Origin of the sequence: Maribacter sp. Hel_I_7, from assembly GCF_000688315.1 — a bacterium.
Taxonomy (GTDB): Bacteria; Bacteroidota; Bacteroidia; order Flavobacteriales; family Flavobacteriaceae; genus Maribacter; species Maribacter stanieri.
Genome location: NZ_JHZW01000002.1, coordinates 875,123 through 889,726 on the forward strand (window position 1 = coordinate 875,123; position 14,604 = coordinate 889,726).

Annotated in this window: 11 protein-coding genes; 9 read left to right on the forward strand and 2 right to left on the reverse strand. The window is 32.9% G+C overall.

The genetic code is table 11. From position 1 onward, the window contains the following. The first annotated feature begins 234 nt into the window (after positions 1-234). From P178_RS22565 to P178_RS21520, 9 genes are all read left to right on the forward strand, one after another. Entirely contained in the window at positions 235-3,138 is a 2,904-nt protein-coding gene (locus tag P178_RS22565; RefSeq protein ID WP_027065241.1) for a response regulator, read from the forward strand. Positions 3,139-3,481: 343 nt separating this feature from the next. Beyond that, positions 3,482-4,300 carry a DUF4412 domain-containing protein gene (locus P178_RS0105320; RefSeq protein WP_027065242.1) on the forward strand — a complete coding sequence of 273 codons (819 nt, stop codon included), beginning with the start codon at positions 3,482-3,484 and terminating at the stop codon, positions 4,298-4,300. Positions 4,301-4,310: 10 nt separating this feature from the next. Next, positions 4,311-4,937: a hypothetical protein gene (locus P178_RS0105325; RefSeq protein ID WP_155941579.1), complete on the forward strand. Its 627-nt coding sequence runs from the start codon at positions 4,311-4,313 to the stop codon at positions 4,935-4,937. A gap of 7 nt (positions 4,938-4,944) precedes the next feature. Next, entirely contained in the window at positions 4,945-6,531 is a 1,587-nt protein-coding gene (locus tag P178_RS0105330; RefSeq protein WP_027065244.1) for a hypothetical protein, read from the forward strand. Positions 6,532-6,541: 10 nt separating this feature from the next. Further along, positions 6,542-8,323 (forward strand): OmpA family protein, encoded by a 1,782-nt coding sequence (locus tag P178_RS22570; RefSeq protein WP_081819394.1) that lies wholly within the window; start codon positions 6,542-6,544, stop codon positions 8,321-8,323. Positions 8,324-8,340: 17 nt separating this feature from the next. After that, positions 8,341-8,781 carry a hypothetical protein gene (locus P178_RS0105340; protein WP_027065245.1) on the forward strand — a complete coding sequence of 147 codons (441 nt, stop codon included), beginning with the start codon at positions 8,341-8,343 and terminating at the stop codon, positions 8,779-8,781. 66 nt (positions 8,782-8,847) lie between these two features. Further along, entirely contained in the window at positions 8,848-9,489 is a 642-nt protein-coding gene (locus P178_RS0105345; RefSeq protein ID WP_027065246.1) for a hypothetical protein, read from the forward strand. Between the two features lie 358 nt (positions 9,490-9,847). Further along, positions 9,848-10,483 (forward strand): hypothetical protein, encoded by a 636-nt coding sequence (locus P178_RS0105355; protein WP_027065247.1) that lies wholly within the window; start codon positions 9,848-9,850, stop codon positions 10,481-10,483. After that, positions 10,484-13,306 carry a CHAT domain-containing protein gene (locus P178_RS21520; RefSeq protein WP_051638179.1) on the forward strand — a complete coding sequence of 941 codons (2,823 nt, stop codon included), beginning with the start codon at positions 10,484-10,486 and terminating at the stop codon, positions 13,304-13,306. Here P178_RS21520 and P178_RS0105365 read toward each other — a convergent pair. Together P178_RS0105365 and P178_RS0105370 are read right to left on the reverse strand one after the other, a co-directional pair. After that, positions 13,286-14,023 (reverse strand): tetratricopeptide repeat protein, encoded by a 738-nt coding sequence (locus tag P178_RS0105365; RefSeq protein ID WP_155941580.1) that lies wholly within the window; start codon positions 14,021-14,023, stop codon positions 13,286-13,288. The two genes, P178_RS21520 and P178_RS0105365, sit on opposite strands and share 21 nt — an antisense overlap. Beyond that, positions 14,020-14,592, reverse strand: a complete 573-nt coding sequence (locus P178_RS0105370) for an RNA polymerase sigma factor (protein ID WP_027065249.1) — start codon at positions 14,590-14,592, stop codon at positions 14,020-14,022. Before P178_RS0105370 ends, P178_RS0105365 begins: the two co-directional genes overlap by 4 nt. Positions 14,593-14,604: the final 12 nt, after the last annotated feature.

The window sequence follows — 14,604 nt, forward strand, 5'->3', positions numbered from 1 at the left end:
CTAACTCAAACTAAGAACGTATCCTCCTAAAAGGCGCTACAAAACTATTGCTCTTACCTAGCTATAAAGTAATTTGTAGGTAAAGAATGTGTTACCAAATTGATGCCGCTATATGCCACAGAGTTGATTTCGCTTATACGCTAATTGTTTCATAAGTCAATTTAAGGTCGAAAAATAAATTCTAGGCTTCTCCTTTTATATCCTATTCTTATATTTAGTACAAATCATCATAGTATGAGGAAACTACTAATTATACTTATATTTTTCTGCTCTCTAGTTTCCTATGGCCAAAATTCAAATAATTATACAGTCAATCATAAAAACTTCAAAGATTTAATTTTCAAAAATCCGGATTCGGCTTTGCACTATGTTAAAAAATTAAAGATTGAAAAAGATGCAACAAATTCATTTTTTCCATCTTACTATTATCACCAAGACCTTGGTCAATATTATTTCTTTGTAAGTCAATTAGACTCTTCTGAACATCATTATAAAAAGGCATATGATATTAGTAGTTTACAAGGCAATGACTCTTTAGCCATAAACAGTAATATTTGGTTGGCAAACCATGAATACTTTAAAGGTGAAATGGAAAAGAGTCTCTTGAGATATGAAGATATTCTTGCGCTTTCTAAAAAAGTAGACTACTTAGAAGGCATAGCTTCGGCATACAGCATGTTTGCTTCGGCAGAGCCAGATCTTAGCAAAAAAATGAATCTTTATTTAAAGATAGATTCCCTTTACACAACCAACAATATTCAAACTTCTTTATTGGCAAGGGTAAAAGGATATATGGCGGAAATTTATTTGGATGCCAAAGGAAATAATGATTTAGCAAAGAACTACATAGAGCAATGCATAGCCATATCTAAAGAAGTAGATTATCCGCCTGGTGAATATGAAGCCAATAGACTTTTGGTTAAACTTGCCGTTCAAGAGAATAATTTTGATGTAGCCATTCAATTATATGAACAGCTATTAACTCAGGGCAACAATATTGGTGATCCAACAGCAATAGTAGTAGCAACCATAGGACTTGCCAAAATGCATTTTAAAAAAAAGGAGTATGCCAAAACGGAAAAATACCTGACCAACGTAAGTTATTTAATAGAGAAACCACAAGCTTCTACTTTAGCAGGAGTAGTTCACTTACATTGGGCAGAGCTTTTTATAGCGCTCAATGAACCAAAAGAAGCCTTGTTTCATTTAGAAAAAGCCCGATTGCATCCTGATGTTACAGATCGATTAGGTTTTAAAACAGAACTAAATAGGGTAGAAATTAAGTATTATGATTTAGTGAAGGATTATGCCAACGCATACCGAACTAAACTAGCTTACGACGAACAAGTCGAGTATCTCAATCAGCAAGAAAACGCCAACGGTTTTATATTAAATCAACAATTACGTTTTAAGGAGCAGCAACAACAAGAAGTAGCCCTTTTAAAAGCACAGTACGAACTGACCGATATGTTACAAAAAGCACAGCGTAATTTTCTATTCGGGATCATAGCCTTTACCTCTTTAGTTGCCCTGTTAGTATTTGTTCTATATCGTAACAGAATAAAAGTGAATCGCAAATTACAAGAAGTTGACGCCTTAAAAACCGACTTCTTTACGAATATATCTCATGAATTTAGAACTCCTTTAAATTTAATCTCGGCACCAATTCAAGAAGCACTGACCAATACAAAACTCAGCAATGATCAAAGAAACCATTTAGAGATTGCTCAAAAAAGTACTGTAAGACTATCTTCTTTAGTAGATCAACTACTAGAATTATCTAAAATTGATAGCGGCAATAGAAAATTACGTATACAACAAGGGTATGCCACCCAACTGATTTCAGCTTGGAGCGAGTCTTTTTCATTTCTTGCCTTGCAAAAGAATATAGCTTTTAAACTTCAAATTTCAGATACCGATAAACTGTGTTGGTTTGATCATAATGCTGTAGAGAACATTGTCATAAATTTATTGGGTAATGCCATAAAATATACGCCAGAGCGAGGTACCATTCTTCTTAGTTCGAAGATCGTTCAAAATAACTTAAAGATAACAATAAAGAACACCGGTAATGGCATTTCTACTATACAGATGAAAACCATCTTCAATAGATTTTATCAGACCAGTAATCATAACGAAGGTATTGGTATTGGTTTATCACTAGTAAAAGAACTTACTGAACTACATGGTGGTAAAATAAACGTTAGCAGCGACAAACTAAACTGGACGCTTTTCGATGTATCTCTATGTATCGACAAGAAAAAGCTTAAAAATATAGAGGTCATTAAAAGTATTGAGCCTAGACATTCAAAAGTTACCACGATTACTGAATCTAAAACTACTCAAGAAGAAATTTTACCTAAGAACGATTTGCCCATTTTACTTATAGTGGAAGACAATAAAGATGTAAGAACTTTTCTTCATAACACCTTTAAAAACATGTACTATATTATACAGGCATCTGATGGTGAAGAAGGTATTCAAATAGCACTTAATAAAATACCCGATATTATTATTTCAGACTTGATGATGCCTAAAAAAGATGGTCTAGAGCTAACAAAAACCTTAAAGAATGATGAACGTACCAGTCATATCCCCATTATACTTTTAACGGCAAAAGCTGGTGAAGATAACGAATTAACGGGTATAGAATTTGGTGCAGATGATTATATTACAAAACCATTTAATCAAAAAATACTAGAGCGTAAAACCGCTTCTTTGGTAGCGCTTAGAAAAAAGTTGCAATCAAGGTACAGTCAAGAAATAATTCTAAGACCAAAAGAAATTGCGATATCGTCTGTAGACGAAAAATTCTTGAGCAAACTTCAAAAAATTCTTGATAACAAACTCATAGACCCCGCCTTTAACGCAGCTGATTTTAGTGCTGCAATTCACATGAGCAGAATGCAACTTCACAGAAAACTAAAAGCGCTTACAGGTCTCTCCACTACAGAATTCATACGTTCTCAACGTTTAAAACTAGCTACACAAATGCTAAAAAAACCTGGTATAAATATATCAGAAGTCGGCTATAGCGTTGGTTTCAATAATCACGCATATTTCAGCAAATGCTTTAAAGAAGTATATCATTGCACTCCTTCAGAATATATTGCTTCGCACAACACTAAAATACAATAACAGACTACCTACCAATTGGTTACATATTATATAGTAATTGTTACATACAATGTAGTACCATAAAAACACCTGTATTAATTTCACATTTAATAAAACTCGTGTATTTCAAAATGCAAAGTCAAACTGACTATGAAGAAAGACGATAATAGTCTTAAAGGCTCAATTGACAGTTTACCTGAAAAACAGATTTACTTGAATATTAATCATTTAAAAGAAGGGCTTTACATATTAAAGATCCTTCATGACAGTAAGGTGATCAAAAAAATATCGTTCCGAAAAAAAGATTGATGTTAACCTTTTTTAAATCGTGTCATTAAAAGACAAACGACTAAAAAAGAACATCATGAAAACATGTAAACTAATAGCGATTTTGTTTGTATTCAGCATAACTACCAATGCTAACGCACAATTTTTTAAAAAACTTAAAGAACGTGCACAGGAAGCTGCAGCACAAACTATAGAGAGAAAAGTAGCTGAAAAAACAGAGCGTGAAACAGAAAAATCTTTCGACACTGTCTTTAACAATAAAGGTAGAATGTTTAAAAACAAAAAAGCCGAAAAGCTAGAGCTTTATTCATTTAGCCACGAATATGTAATGGAAATTGAGAGTGATGGAAGCACGACCGACATCACCTACTATTTAACCAATGATGATGAATATATAGGAAGCTCTTTTAATATGAAAGATGCTTCTGAATTCGTAACCGTTATGGATTTACCCAATGAGGCCATACACACCTTTATGAACATGGGCGGACAGCGAACAACAAATTCGGTACAATTAGATTTAGAAGATGCGCCTGAATTGGACATGGATAGCGATGATTATTCAGTATCGAACACAGGCCAAACCAAAGATATTTTAGGATATGAGTGTGATGAATATCAAGTTACCGGTCCACAATTATCTGGTACTGTTTGGATAACACAAGATGCAGATATTTCATTCAATACCGCATATTCAAGTTTACGAAAAAAGAAATTTAAAAACATAAAAAAGGGAATTGACCCATCATGGTTAAGTATTATAGACGGTTTAGTACTTGAAATGGATATGATCGATTATTCACAGAAAAATGCGAAACCAGTTCATATGATCTGTACACAACTTATAGAGAAAGACTTTAGCATTAACACTTTAGATTATGAAAAATCATTTTAAAACAAATAGTATGAAATACTTAATTGTCCTTTTAACAATACCATTTCTTTTTGCCTGCAACACATCTTCAAAAAAAGAAACAAACAACAACAGTACTTCTAAATTAGAGGATAAGCCTGTTGAGCAGAGTGAATCTGAAAATATGGATTCAGCCGACTACACCAGCCTCCTTTCTCATTTTAAATGTGAAATGGATATTTCTGAAATAGCAAACGTGCTAAAAGTTCCCGAGACAAGCCTTAGTCTTTCTAATAATAGTAGACAAAATGAATGCGCATTTAACCTTAATGGTTTTGGGCAAAATACTTTAGGCGAAGGCTCAAAAATTTCCTGGGGCACCGCTCCAAGTTCAAAAAAACAGAACAAGAAAGAAATTCGCAGTTACTTAGAAAGAAAAGAAAAAGAATTAAAAATTATGGGTATGGATATAGAACTCGCTGATACAGGAGACTGTTATTTAGCATACCAACCTGCTCATGGAAGAATAATCATTTACAATGAAAATTATGATGACGCCTTTTTACTTCATTATGGATTTAGAAGTGCAAATACAGACCGTACAACCGAGCAGCACGAAGAGTTACGGCTTAAAATGACAGATTTAGCGAACTATTTATTACAAAAACATAGAAAATAAGAGGATTATGAGAACAATTTTTATCCTATCATTTTTATTATTTGGAGTTTTAGGAAATGCCCAATTAATAGACCCTTTCGGAAAGGTAAAAACGCACGAAATAAAATTGACCAAGCTGAATGATGGCAGCTTTATGGGCGCTATGGAATGGACGTCTGGTGGAATTGATTCCCTTCAGCGATTTGTTGTAAAAGGTCTTTCGGTAAAAGCTCCAGTATTAGTTAGAATTATAAGTAAGGCTCCCAAACATAATATAGATATTAGTTTTCATAAATCTGGTTGGGATAAAATTGAATCTAAGGTGTCTACAGGAGAAGATAAATTTGTCGATAAAATTTTTAGGACTATGAATATGGCAGGAATAGGAGTGTCTTCTAAAGTTGGTGGAATACCTTATGTAATAATTATTAAAGTAGGTTTACAGTTTCCATCAACCAAATCTCTTATTCGAATCACAGATGATATAGAAGAGTACAATCTTCATTTACAAAAATTAGGTATTGCAGGAAGTATATCTAGTGCTACAATTGAGAACAATACTTCCGCGGTATCTGCAGCCAGAAGAAACAGAGGTACTGTGATGTACATTATCATTGGGTTGCTTAGCTTAATTATAGTTTTACTTGTCCTCTTCTTATTGCTCAAAAAAAATTCAAAGCATACACTATTCATATTTATTACCCTTATTTCCATAAACAACTTAATGGCACAAAATGAACCAAAATTAGTACCTGTTGATGGACAAGGAGCATCTCCTGTTTTTTATGAATATGGAACTTCTAATGTTGCGGATCAAACCCCAGCGCCAAAAAATACGGCAATGACTTCTGGTAAAGCTCAACTCACCAACTATAGGAATAATGGATCAACAGATACAAGAGCCATACAAATTGACCATAATTCAGGAGCAACGGTATTAAATGGTGAAGAATCTGCGGTAGTAATGACAAGAATAAAAGAAGCAAATGAGGCATTTGACAGGGAATATAATGAAGATATGCCTGGCGAACCCACAGAAGGTGGACAAAGAGTGCCTCCTCCTGATTTTAATGGCGAACAATTGGAGCAACTAAGTAGACAAGTTCAGCAACTCAAGAGCCAAGTCGAATTATTATCAGAAGAAGATGAAGATTTTGACGATGACTGGGATGATAATGATGGAGGGTTTAATGAAAATCAGATAGTAATTTATTGTGAGGAACTTAACTCTTGCAGGAATTGTCATCACGGACTAATGGCTAATATTACTAGAACCGAAGCCTACTTCAGATTCCTTCAGGATTTCTATAGCAGCGAAATAAAAGAACTTAAAAGACTTATTCATTACGGCAACGCTGGTTCTCAAGTTCATGCTGCAACTGCAATTGCTTGGCAGGGCACCTTACATAATAAAATTGAACCAGCTATGAATCAGCTAAGAAAAGCCTATTCAGACAAATTTGATGATTATATAGAATCTATGATAAATGATTTTGAAGCTATGGACGCAAAATGCAACCCAATGAATAGCACAAGAGGAGGCTCAACTAGCTTATTAAAACAACAGGCAAGCCGAATTGTAGAGCACTATCGTAGAGCTAAGATCATGGAATAAAAACATAAAAATGAAACAATACATAATAATTATAGTGGTGTGTTTGGTTTTCTCGTGTGCTGAGAATACTAAAACCGAATCCGTATCAGAACCAGAAAGCACTTCCCATATCGACAACCCAGAAGAAAATTTGGACATATCTGTGACTGATCTAGAAAAATCAATAGAGCAATTAGGTGGATTCTTAAATATGGGCAACCAAGATGATAGTTCTGGCAATGATTTACCAGAAACAAATGCCTTAAAGAAGCTTTTAGAAATGAGCGGATCTGATTCTCATGGCTCACAAGACCTAGGTTCTTTTGGTGATATGCTAAAATCAGATGCCATACTTGATTTATTAGAAGCAAGCGGTGTGTCTAGAGAAGAAATGCAAAAACTGATAAACAACCCAGATAGTCTAAAGCTTCTAGCTCAAGAAGCGATGAAGAATAGAGAGTTAGAGCTTAAAAACGAACCAGAATTAAAAGGTAAGCTATCAAAAGAACAGTTGACTTCTAATAATACACCAACGGGAGTTTCGCTTGAAGAAGCTATTTTAATAGTACAAGCAGAATCTGGACCTGAAGCTACCATGGCAAAACTAAAGACTATTGATTCTTTAGCGGGCACCAATGTTATGGAAAAATTGGACTTGACCGAAGCAGGATATGTTATGCGCGATATTGAACGCAAAAATGAAGAACCACCTACTGTCGAAGAAACCAAGAAAATTGAAGTGCTGAAAAAAGTAACGGGACAGTTACATAGTGTCAAAGAAGCAAATAGCGTTTTGGCTGATCTTGAAAAAACTGAAAATGACATCAACTCTGGCACATTAAAAGCGAGTTCTAGATATCAAGAAACCATACAATATCGTAAGAAAATTGTCAAGGTATTCCAAAAAGATTTCGAGAGAAAGGCTAAAGCAGCGAAGGATAAATTCCAAAAATTAAACCCAGATCTTTATTTTGGTGATGAAGCCGGTGAAACATATGTTGGGCATATGAAAAAGGCAGTATACCTGCCTCTAGGAGAATTATCGTTCGCTGATGCTGTTGTAGACTACAATCATCCCTTATTACTAACGCAGCAAGTAAAGAATGTACTTGGAGAACCAGATGTGCTACAAGGTTATGACATAGAAGATATTACAGGAATTCACAGTCTTGGATTAGGTGGTACTATTACAGTACAATTCACTGATAATGCATTGACCGATGTAAACGGACCCGATTTGTACATTTTTGAAATAGGACAAATTGAGCCGACCGATCTAGAAATCTCTAAAAACGGCAAAGAATGGATTCATGTTGGTAAAATTGATGGTGGTGTTGCCGAAGTAGATATTTCACCATTTGTAAAACAAGGGGAACTTTTCTATTATGTACGTCTTACCGATTTAAAGAAAGAAAGTGGATTACCAGGTGCCGATGTTGATGCCATTGCAGCAATTGGCGCTGCTATGCGCTTAAATCTTGATAGTAAAGTATTATTTGAAACAGGAAAATCTAATTTAAAACCAGAAGGTATTATTGCTTTAAAAGAGCTTGCGGAAAATATAGTCGTACTTAAAAAAGGTAATGTAATAGTAGAAGGTCATACAGATGATGTAGGAAGCGCAGAAACCAACCAAAAACTATCATTAGCTAGAGCCAAAAGCGTCTCTGCCGAATTGAAAAAACTAATTCCTAGCAGTAGTTTCCGTTGGAAAGAAAAAGGTTTTGGAGAATCACAACCCATGGTCGAAAATGACACCGATGAAAATAGGGCCAAGAATAGAAGAGTAGACGTTTTGATTTTACCTAATTAGCACATAAATAGTATAAAATGTCAAAAACATTTTTTTATATAAGCTTAATAACAAGTCTCATCTGCACAAAATCTGCATACTCACAATCTTTACCAGACAGTTTATTTGGTGCTTGGAAACTTATACAAATAAGTGGTGGATTAGGTGGAAATGACCATTCAAAACCAAATCACAATGCTATTATATTTTCATCTGACTGCAAATTCAAGGCCTATTTAAAAAACACATTAAAATCCTCTTCAAATTTTAATTTATGGAAATCCACATCAATATATAGTAGTACAGATAGCGTGTACAATATTCAAATAGATGATAAATTTACTTTTTGGGGCTCATTTACTGTTTACAACAATATATTATATATACGTGATGAAATGCATGATGGTTTCACCCATGTATACCGAAGAATATATTCAAGAGAGAAAATAGACCAATTACTAAAAAAAGAAACGTATTAAATAATGAAAAGAGTAATATCACATATACTTCTGATACTATCAACATTTAGTTGCTACTGTCAATCTATGACACAAAATGAAGTTCTAGATCTTGTTGAAATTTTAAATAATGAGGCGACAAACAACATTCAAGTGACTTCTACAGATATTAAGACCGAACTAAAATGGCACCAAGAAACTACTGTTCTTTCTATTAAAAATAAGCTAGATAATTCACCAGAAATTGACTCTACCACAATAAAAAAACCAATACAACAAACGAAAAATAGACAAGCTGGTCCAATATACTTCAAATACAATTTTGAGCCTGCCACCAGTATTGAAACCAATTTTAGAGCTAATAAATACGGAAATATTTTTTTGACTTTAAAATTTAGTACGCAAGACATTATAAACATTAGAAGTCAACTAAATGAATACTCATGTGTTCACAGAACTTCAGATTCGTCATCACATATAGTTCAATGGTCTGGTGACACCTATATTAGTTTTTTACTCAACCCTATAAAAACTGCCGATACCATTCAATTTAAGGTACAGGGTATAACCATAAGTGGAAAATTTGCAAGAAAAGACCAAAAACCAATTCATAAAGATTACTCCAAAAACTTAAGAAAAGATTTAAGACAAGCGTTTGAAACTTTTTTTAATCAAGTCTCTTTTAAACTAAAAGACAATAATAATCATGTCCTAGAAAAAGCAATGTAGCGTCAACATGCTCTTGATTTTTTTCTGAACAATGTTAACCTTTTTCACCTAACTGCATTAATTGTAAATAACAATTAAAACAAGGAAGATGAAAACAATTTTACGCACAATTCAGGTTACCATAATGGTATTTCAGTTACAGAGACATCTAAAACAAGAAAGTCTAAAAGTACTTTTTCTTGATGTTAAAAAAACTTAGCTGATATCAAACATTCCGTAATACCTACCAGTGTTACATACCATATAGCACCTGTTACATATTTCATAGATACTAGATGGCAAACCATATATTTTTGAGTATAACCAACTGACCTTTAAACTCTAATTAAATCTATTTATTAAATTTAAAAACTACATCATGAAATCAAAATTATTATTAATTGTAATGTGCAGTATTGTTTTATGCGCATGTTCAAAATTACCATATGGAGATATAGGTAAAGAGGACATTGGTAAAGATGAAGAAATAATCCTTACTGAAAACAACTACATTTATGAAGGAGAGCTTCTAAAATTTGTTTTAAATAAAGATATCGATTCACTTGAAGCACGTATTAAGGAGCTTAAATCAATTTCTGGCAAAGGTTTGTCATTAGAAGAGGAGTTGGAAAAAACTAATCAATTACATGCAGAGTTAGTAGCATTTAATGGAACAGTACCATCTTTTTCAGATATACTTGATGAATTAGGTCGTCGAGGCCCCAATATCCCAAGACCTCCTCGCCCAGATGTTTTACCAAATGAACTAAGATACATTTTAGGGTACAACTTAGAATCGATCCTAGTTCAAGGATCTAATGAAAATAATCAAGTCGTGTTAGAATCTGATAATGGGTACCTTTCTCCATTACCCGGAACTGAGGGATATATACAAATTCAAGAAGTGAATGTGAATGAATTAATAGTAAATGAAAATATTACTTTAAGTATAGAACGAAAAGATAAAAATGGTATGAATTTCATATATTCAATTTCAACTATAGTTCAAAAATAAATGAGCATTCAAAGTTTAATGATAGCCTTCAACCTTAGGATTGAAGGCTATCTCATTATTAAAAATTTCAATTTAATAGTATTTGCATTTTTTGTTATAATCGTTGCCAAAGCTCAAGATAAAACCGAAAATTTAGATTTAATCTATGAAAAAGGATATGAGCATTTCTATATAAATAAAGACTCCGCTTTATTTTATTTTGATTTAATGGAGACTTATGCATTAGATGATATTGAATCAATCATTGATGCCAAAACTGCCAAAGCTGAAGTTTTAGAATACCATCGTGATCTATCTGAACTTGATTCAACACTTATTGAGCTTGATTCTCTTTTTAAAACCCATTACAATTTTATAACCAACGTTGATGATGGTATTTTTTATAGAGTTCATTTTGCATACCAAAAAGGAAACTACTATTACATTACAAATAGATTTGAAAAATCGCGTGTCTTTTTCAATGAAATAATCAATATTATAGAGCAACAACCAAAAAAATTAATGGATGTTGATTTACATACGTATCTATCTACAGCTTATGGTTATTTAGCCAAAATGTATAGCAATGAAGGAAAACTAAATCTTGCTAGAAAATATTACGAAAGAAATATTCGAAATTTAAAAAAGAATAACTCAGAGGATAAATCTTCGCTGCACGCGAATTATAATCTTTTAGCAGAAGTATTAAAAAGGCAAAAAAACTACGAAGAAGCGAATTCATTCCTTTTTAAAACATATCGTTTTAATATAAAAAACAGTAAAGACAATGATTTATTGACAGTCTTGAATATTGCCCAGAATTACAATTCTCTTTCACAGTCTGATAGAGCAAAATATTATGTCAATATAGCTAGAAGCTTACTTAAGAAAAATGATCCAGAAGAATCTAGTTTTTATCAAGTCAGTGCCGAAACTCAACAAAAAAATGGCAATTACGATTTAGCCTTAAAAGAATTTCAAAAGGCTTTAACATTAGTCAGTACAAATTGGGGCGGAAATAGTTCTTTTAAGAAGGCGCATATACTTAATAAAATAGGATTGTTACAAAACCAATATCAGTATTATCACAAAGCTCTTAACACTTACGACAAGGCAATATTATTACTCTCTAATTCAAGTTCAGAAAATAGTCAAAATAAACTATTTCAAGTATATAGAAATAAGGCTATTGTGTTAAACACTTTAAACACAAGTGAAAGTCATTTATCAGCATTTAACACCACTGATTTAAGTATCAAAATTTTAGATGATCTTAAAACAGGTTTCCTAAATAATAATGATAAATTAAGATTAATTGAAAATGCGTTTCCTCTTTTTGAATCAGGACTAATAGCTGCTCATAGTTTGTACGAATCTTCTAAAAATGATTATTATATTGAAGAAGCTTTTAGATACTTTGAAAAAAGTAAATCAGTATTATTATTAGAAGCATTATTATCTTCACAAGCAACGACTTTCGCCAAGATTCCAAAAGAAAAAGTGACTTATGAAAATCAGCTGAAATCTGAAATTACAAATATTGAAAAAGAACTTTCTTCTTCGAGAAATATTGAAGTTGGGCTTGAAGACAAGCTTTTCAATTTACGTCAAGAACATATTAATTTAATTGTAGATTTAGAAACCAACTACCCGGCATACTATGACTTAAAGTACAATAATAAAATACAAACACTAACTGAAGTACAAGATAACCTCACAGAAAATGACCTCTTTATTTCCTACTTCTACGGTAACCAGAATATTTATACAATTGCTATTTCAAAGAATGACAAGTTCTTTCATAGTATTACGATTACAGAGGAGCTTGAAAACCATATTAGTGAAGTTCATGCTATGCTCTCGAATGCTAAATCGAACCCAGATTTACTTTCCAAGTTGAGTCATAAACTGTATCAAAAGATACTAGGGCCAATTTTAAAATTGCATCCTCAAGAAAGAATTATACTTGCCCCAGATGGATTGTTAAATTATATTCCCTTTGGCAGTCTGGTTACTAATGAGAGAGAGCGTCGCTACTTGATAGAAGATAAAATAATCAGTTATGTGAACTCAGCCACATTATGGACTCAATTAAATGGCAAAAAGCAAAACAGTGCTAAGCTTCTAGCATTTGCACCTAGTTTTGATGCTAATATACCTTCAGACGACTCCCGTTCTCAACTATTAGGTCATTTACCGCACAACAGAAATGAAGTCCAGCAGATATTGACATCTTTTACTGGTAAGTCATTTATTGATGACCAAGCTACGCTTCAAAATTTCACTGCTACTTTATCTGATTATTCGGTTTTACATTTGGCAACACATGCTGTATTTGATGATAAATATCCAGAATATTCTTATTTAGCCTTTACACCTAATACAGCATCTGACGACTTGCTTTTTGTAAAAGACCTATATAACTTAACCTTAAATGCTAGTCTCGTTACTTTAAGTGGATGCGAAAGTGGTATTGGCGAACTCAAACGTGGAGAAGGTTTTTTGAGTCTAGCTAGAGGATTTTTCTATAGCGGTGCAGCTAGCATTACCAGTACACTTTGGAAAATAAACGACAACTCTTCTTCAGATTTAATGGGGAATTTTTATTTAAATCTTGCCGAAGGAAAAGCGAAGGACGAATCTTTAAGAGAAGCCAAGCTTACTTTTCTAGAAAAGAATAAAGAGAACGGTTTATCTCATCCATACTGGTGGTCTGGCTATATTATTCAAGGAAACACAAAACCTTTAATATCATCTTCAAAATGGCAGTGGATTCTTTATGGCAGTATAGTAATCTTGCTTCTTTTTTTAGGTAGAAAGCAATTAGTCCAACTTTTTAAGTAATTCAGAGGCTTCTTTAAATTTATATTTCTTGTTCTGCACAAGCTCCTCTAATAACTGCTTGGCTTCCTTATTTTGATCAAGTTTTAAATTTGCGAGAGCAGCATACCAATATGCTTCCTGTTTAAATTCGCTATTAATCTCTATAATTTCCTGAAATCTATCTATGGCTTTTAAATAGTTTTCATTAGCCAGGTATGATTGCCCTAGGTAGAAATCGACATAATCCAATCTAGTTTTTTCTTTTAAGTCTAGAAGATATTCAATCGCTGCATCATAATTATTGGTTTCATAGGCTTCAAAAGCCATACGTTCCAAAGAATCATCTGAAACATCGCTACGTGTAATTGTATATACCGTATTCGGGTATTTTTCATAATTATTAGCAAACAATTGTTCTTGTCCATTAAAGGCATTAGAATTAAATAGTAACCAACTTGCCCCTAATAAAAGTATAATACTTGCTGCAATGCTTAATGGTTTCCACCAGGTTCGTTTATTGCCAGTAGAAACGGTCTCTCTTTCTGTTTCAAAACGCTGTAATTTTTTCTTTAATCCAATTCGGCTCTCTTCTCTAATTACCGCTTGCACATCTTTTTCAAGAAGAAATTGCGACTTAAACTCATCATCCTCTTCTAAAAACTGGTTAAATACAACCTTCTCTTCTTCGGATAATGATCCGTCAAAATATTTTAATAATAAAATTTCTTTGTCCATCATAGTTTGGGGGCATTATTAATGGCTTCCTTTAATGTTTTTAAACATCTAGATTTCTGGCTTTTTACCACATTTTCACTATTGTAATTTCCTTCTGTCATTATTTCTTTGATATTGTACCGTTGATAATAGAAAAGCTTCAAAATTTGCTTGCATTTTTCTCCTAGTTTCCCAAAATACATACGCAATAATTTTTGTTCAGGAGATAGTTGCTCCGAGTCAATATCAAATTCTTCAATTTCAGCATCTACCTCTTCTATCCTACTCAATAATAATTCATTATTGATATGCTTATTTCTCTTTCTTAATCGCTCCATAATCTTGTACTTACCAATACTTATTATATATGTACTCAAAGAGCTATTCAACGTTACCAACTTTCCATTTTGGATATTTTCATATAACGCCACATAGGCATCTTGATAAGCATCTAATACTTCTTCATCTGCAAGAGAATATCGTTTCGCAAAATTTAGAAACAGCTCTCTATTGTCTTCATACACTTTTTTAAAAGCAGATTCAGAGCCTTTTTTTAGTGCATCAAATAAAGATGTATCTGAATGATTTTCCATTTAATGTATTTA

Coding starts and splice junctions, on each gene's coding strand:
- P178_RS0105355 (WP_027065247.1), top strand. CDS start 9,848: ATGAAATCAAAATTATTATTAATTGTAATGTGCAGTATTGTTTTATGC.
- P178_RS0105365 (WP_155941580.1), bottom strand. CDS start 14,023: ATGATGGACAAAGAAATTTTATTATTAAAATATTTTGACGGATCATTA.
- P178_RS22570 (WP_081819394.1), top strand. CDS start 6,542: ATGAAACAATACATAATAATTATAGTGGTGTGTTTGGTTTTCTCGTGT.
- P178_RS0105340 (WP_027065245.1), top strand. CDS start 8,341: ATGTCAAAAACATTTTTTTATATAAGCTTAATAACAAGTCTCATCTGC.
- P178_RS0105345 (WP_027065246.1), top strand. CDS start 8,848: ATGACACAAAATGAAGTTCTAGATCTTGTTGAAATTTTAAATAATGAG.
- P178_RS22565 (WP_027065241.1), top strand. CDS start 235: ATGAGGAAACTACTAATTATACTTATATTTTTCTGCTCTCTAGTTTCC.
- P178_RS0105370 (WP_027065249.1), bottom strand. CDS start 14,592: ATGGAAAATCATTCAGATACATCTTTATTTGATGCACTAAAAAAAGGC.
- P178_RS0105325 (WP_155941579.1), top strand. CDS start 4,311: ATGAAATACTTAATTGTCCTTTTAACAATACCATTTCTTTTTGCCTGC.
- P178_RS0105320 (WP_027065242.1), top strand. CDS start 3,482: ATGAAAACATGTAAACTAATAGCGATTTTGTTTGTATTCAGCATAACT.
- P178_RS0105330 (WP_027065244.1), top strand. CDS start 4,945: ATGAGAACAATTTTTATCCTATCATTTTTATTATTTGGAGTTTTAGGA.
- P178_RS21520 (WP_051638179.1), top strand. CDS start 10,484: ATGAGCATTCAAAGTTTAATGATAGCCTTCAACCTTAGGATTGAAGGC.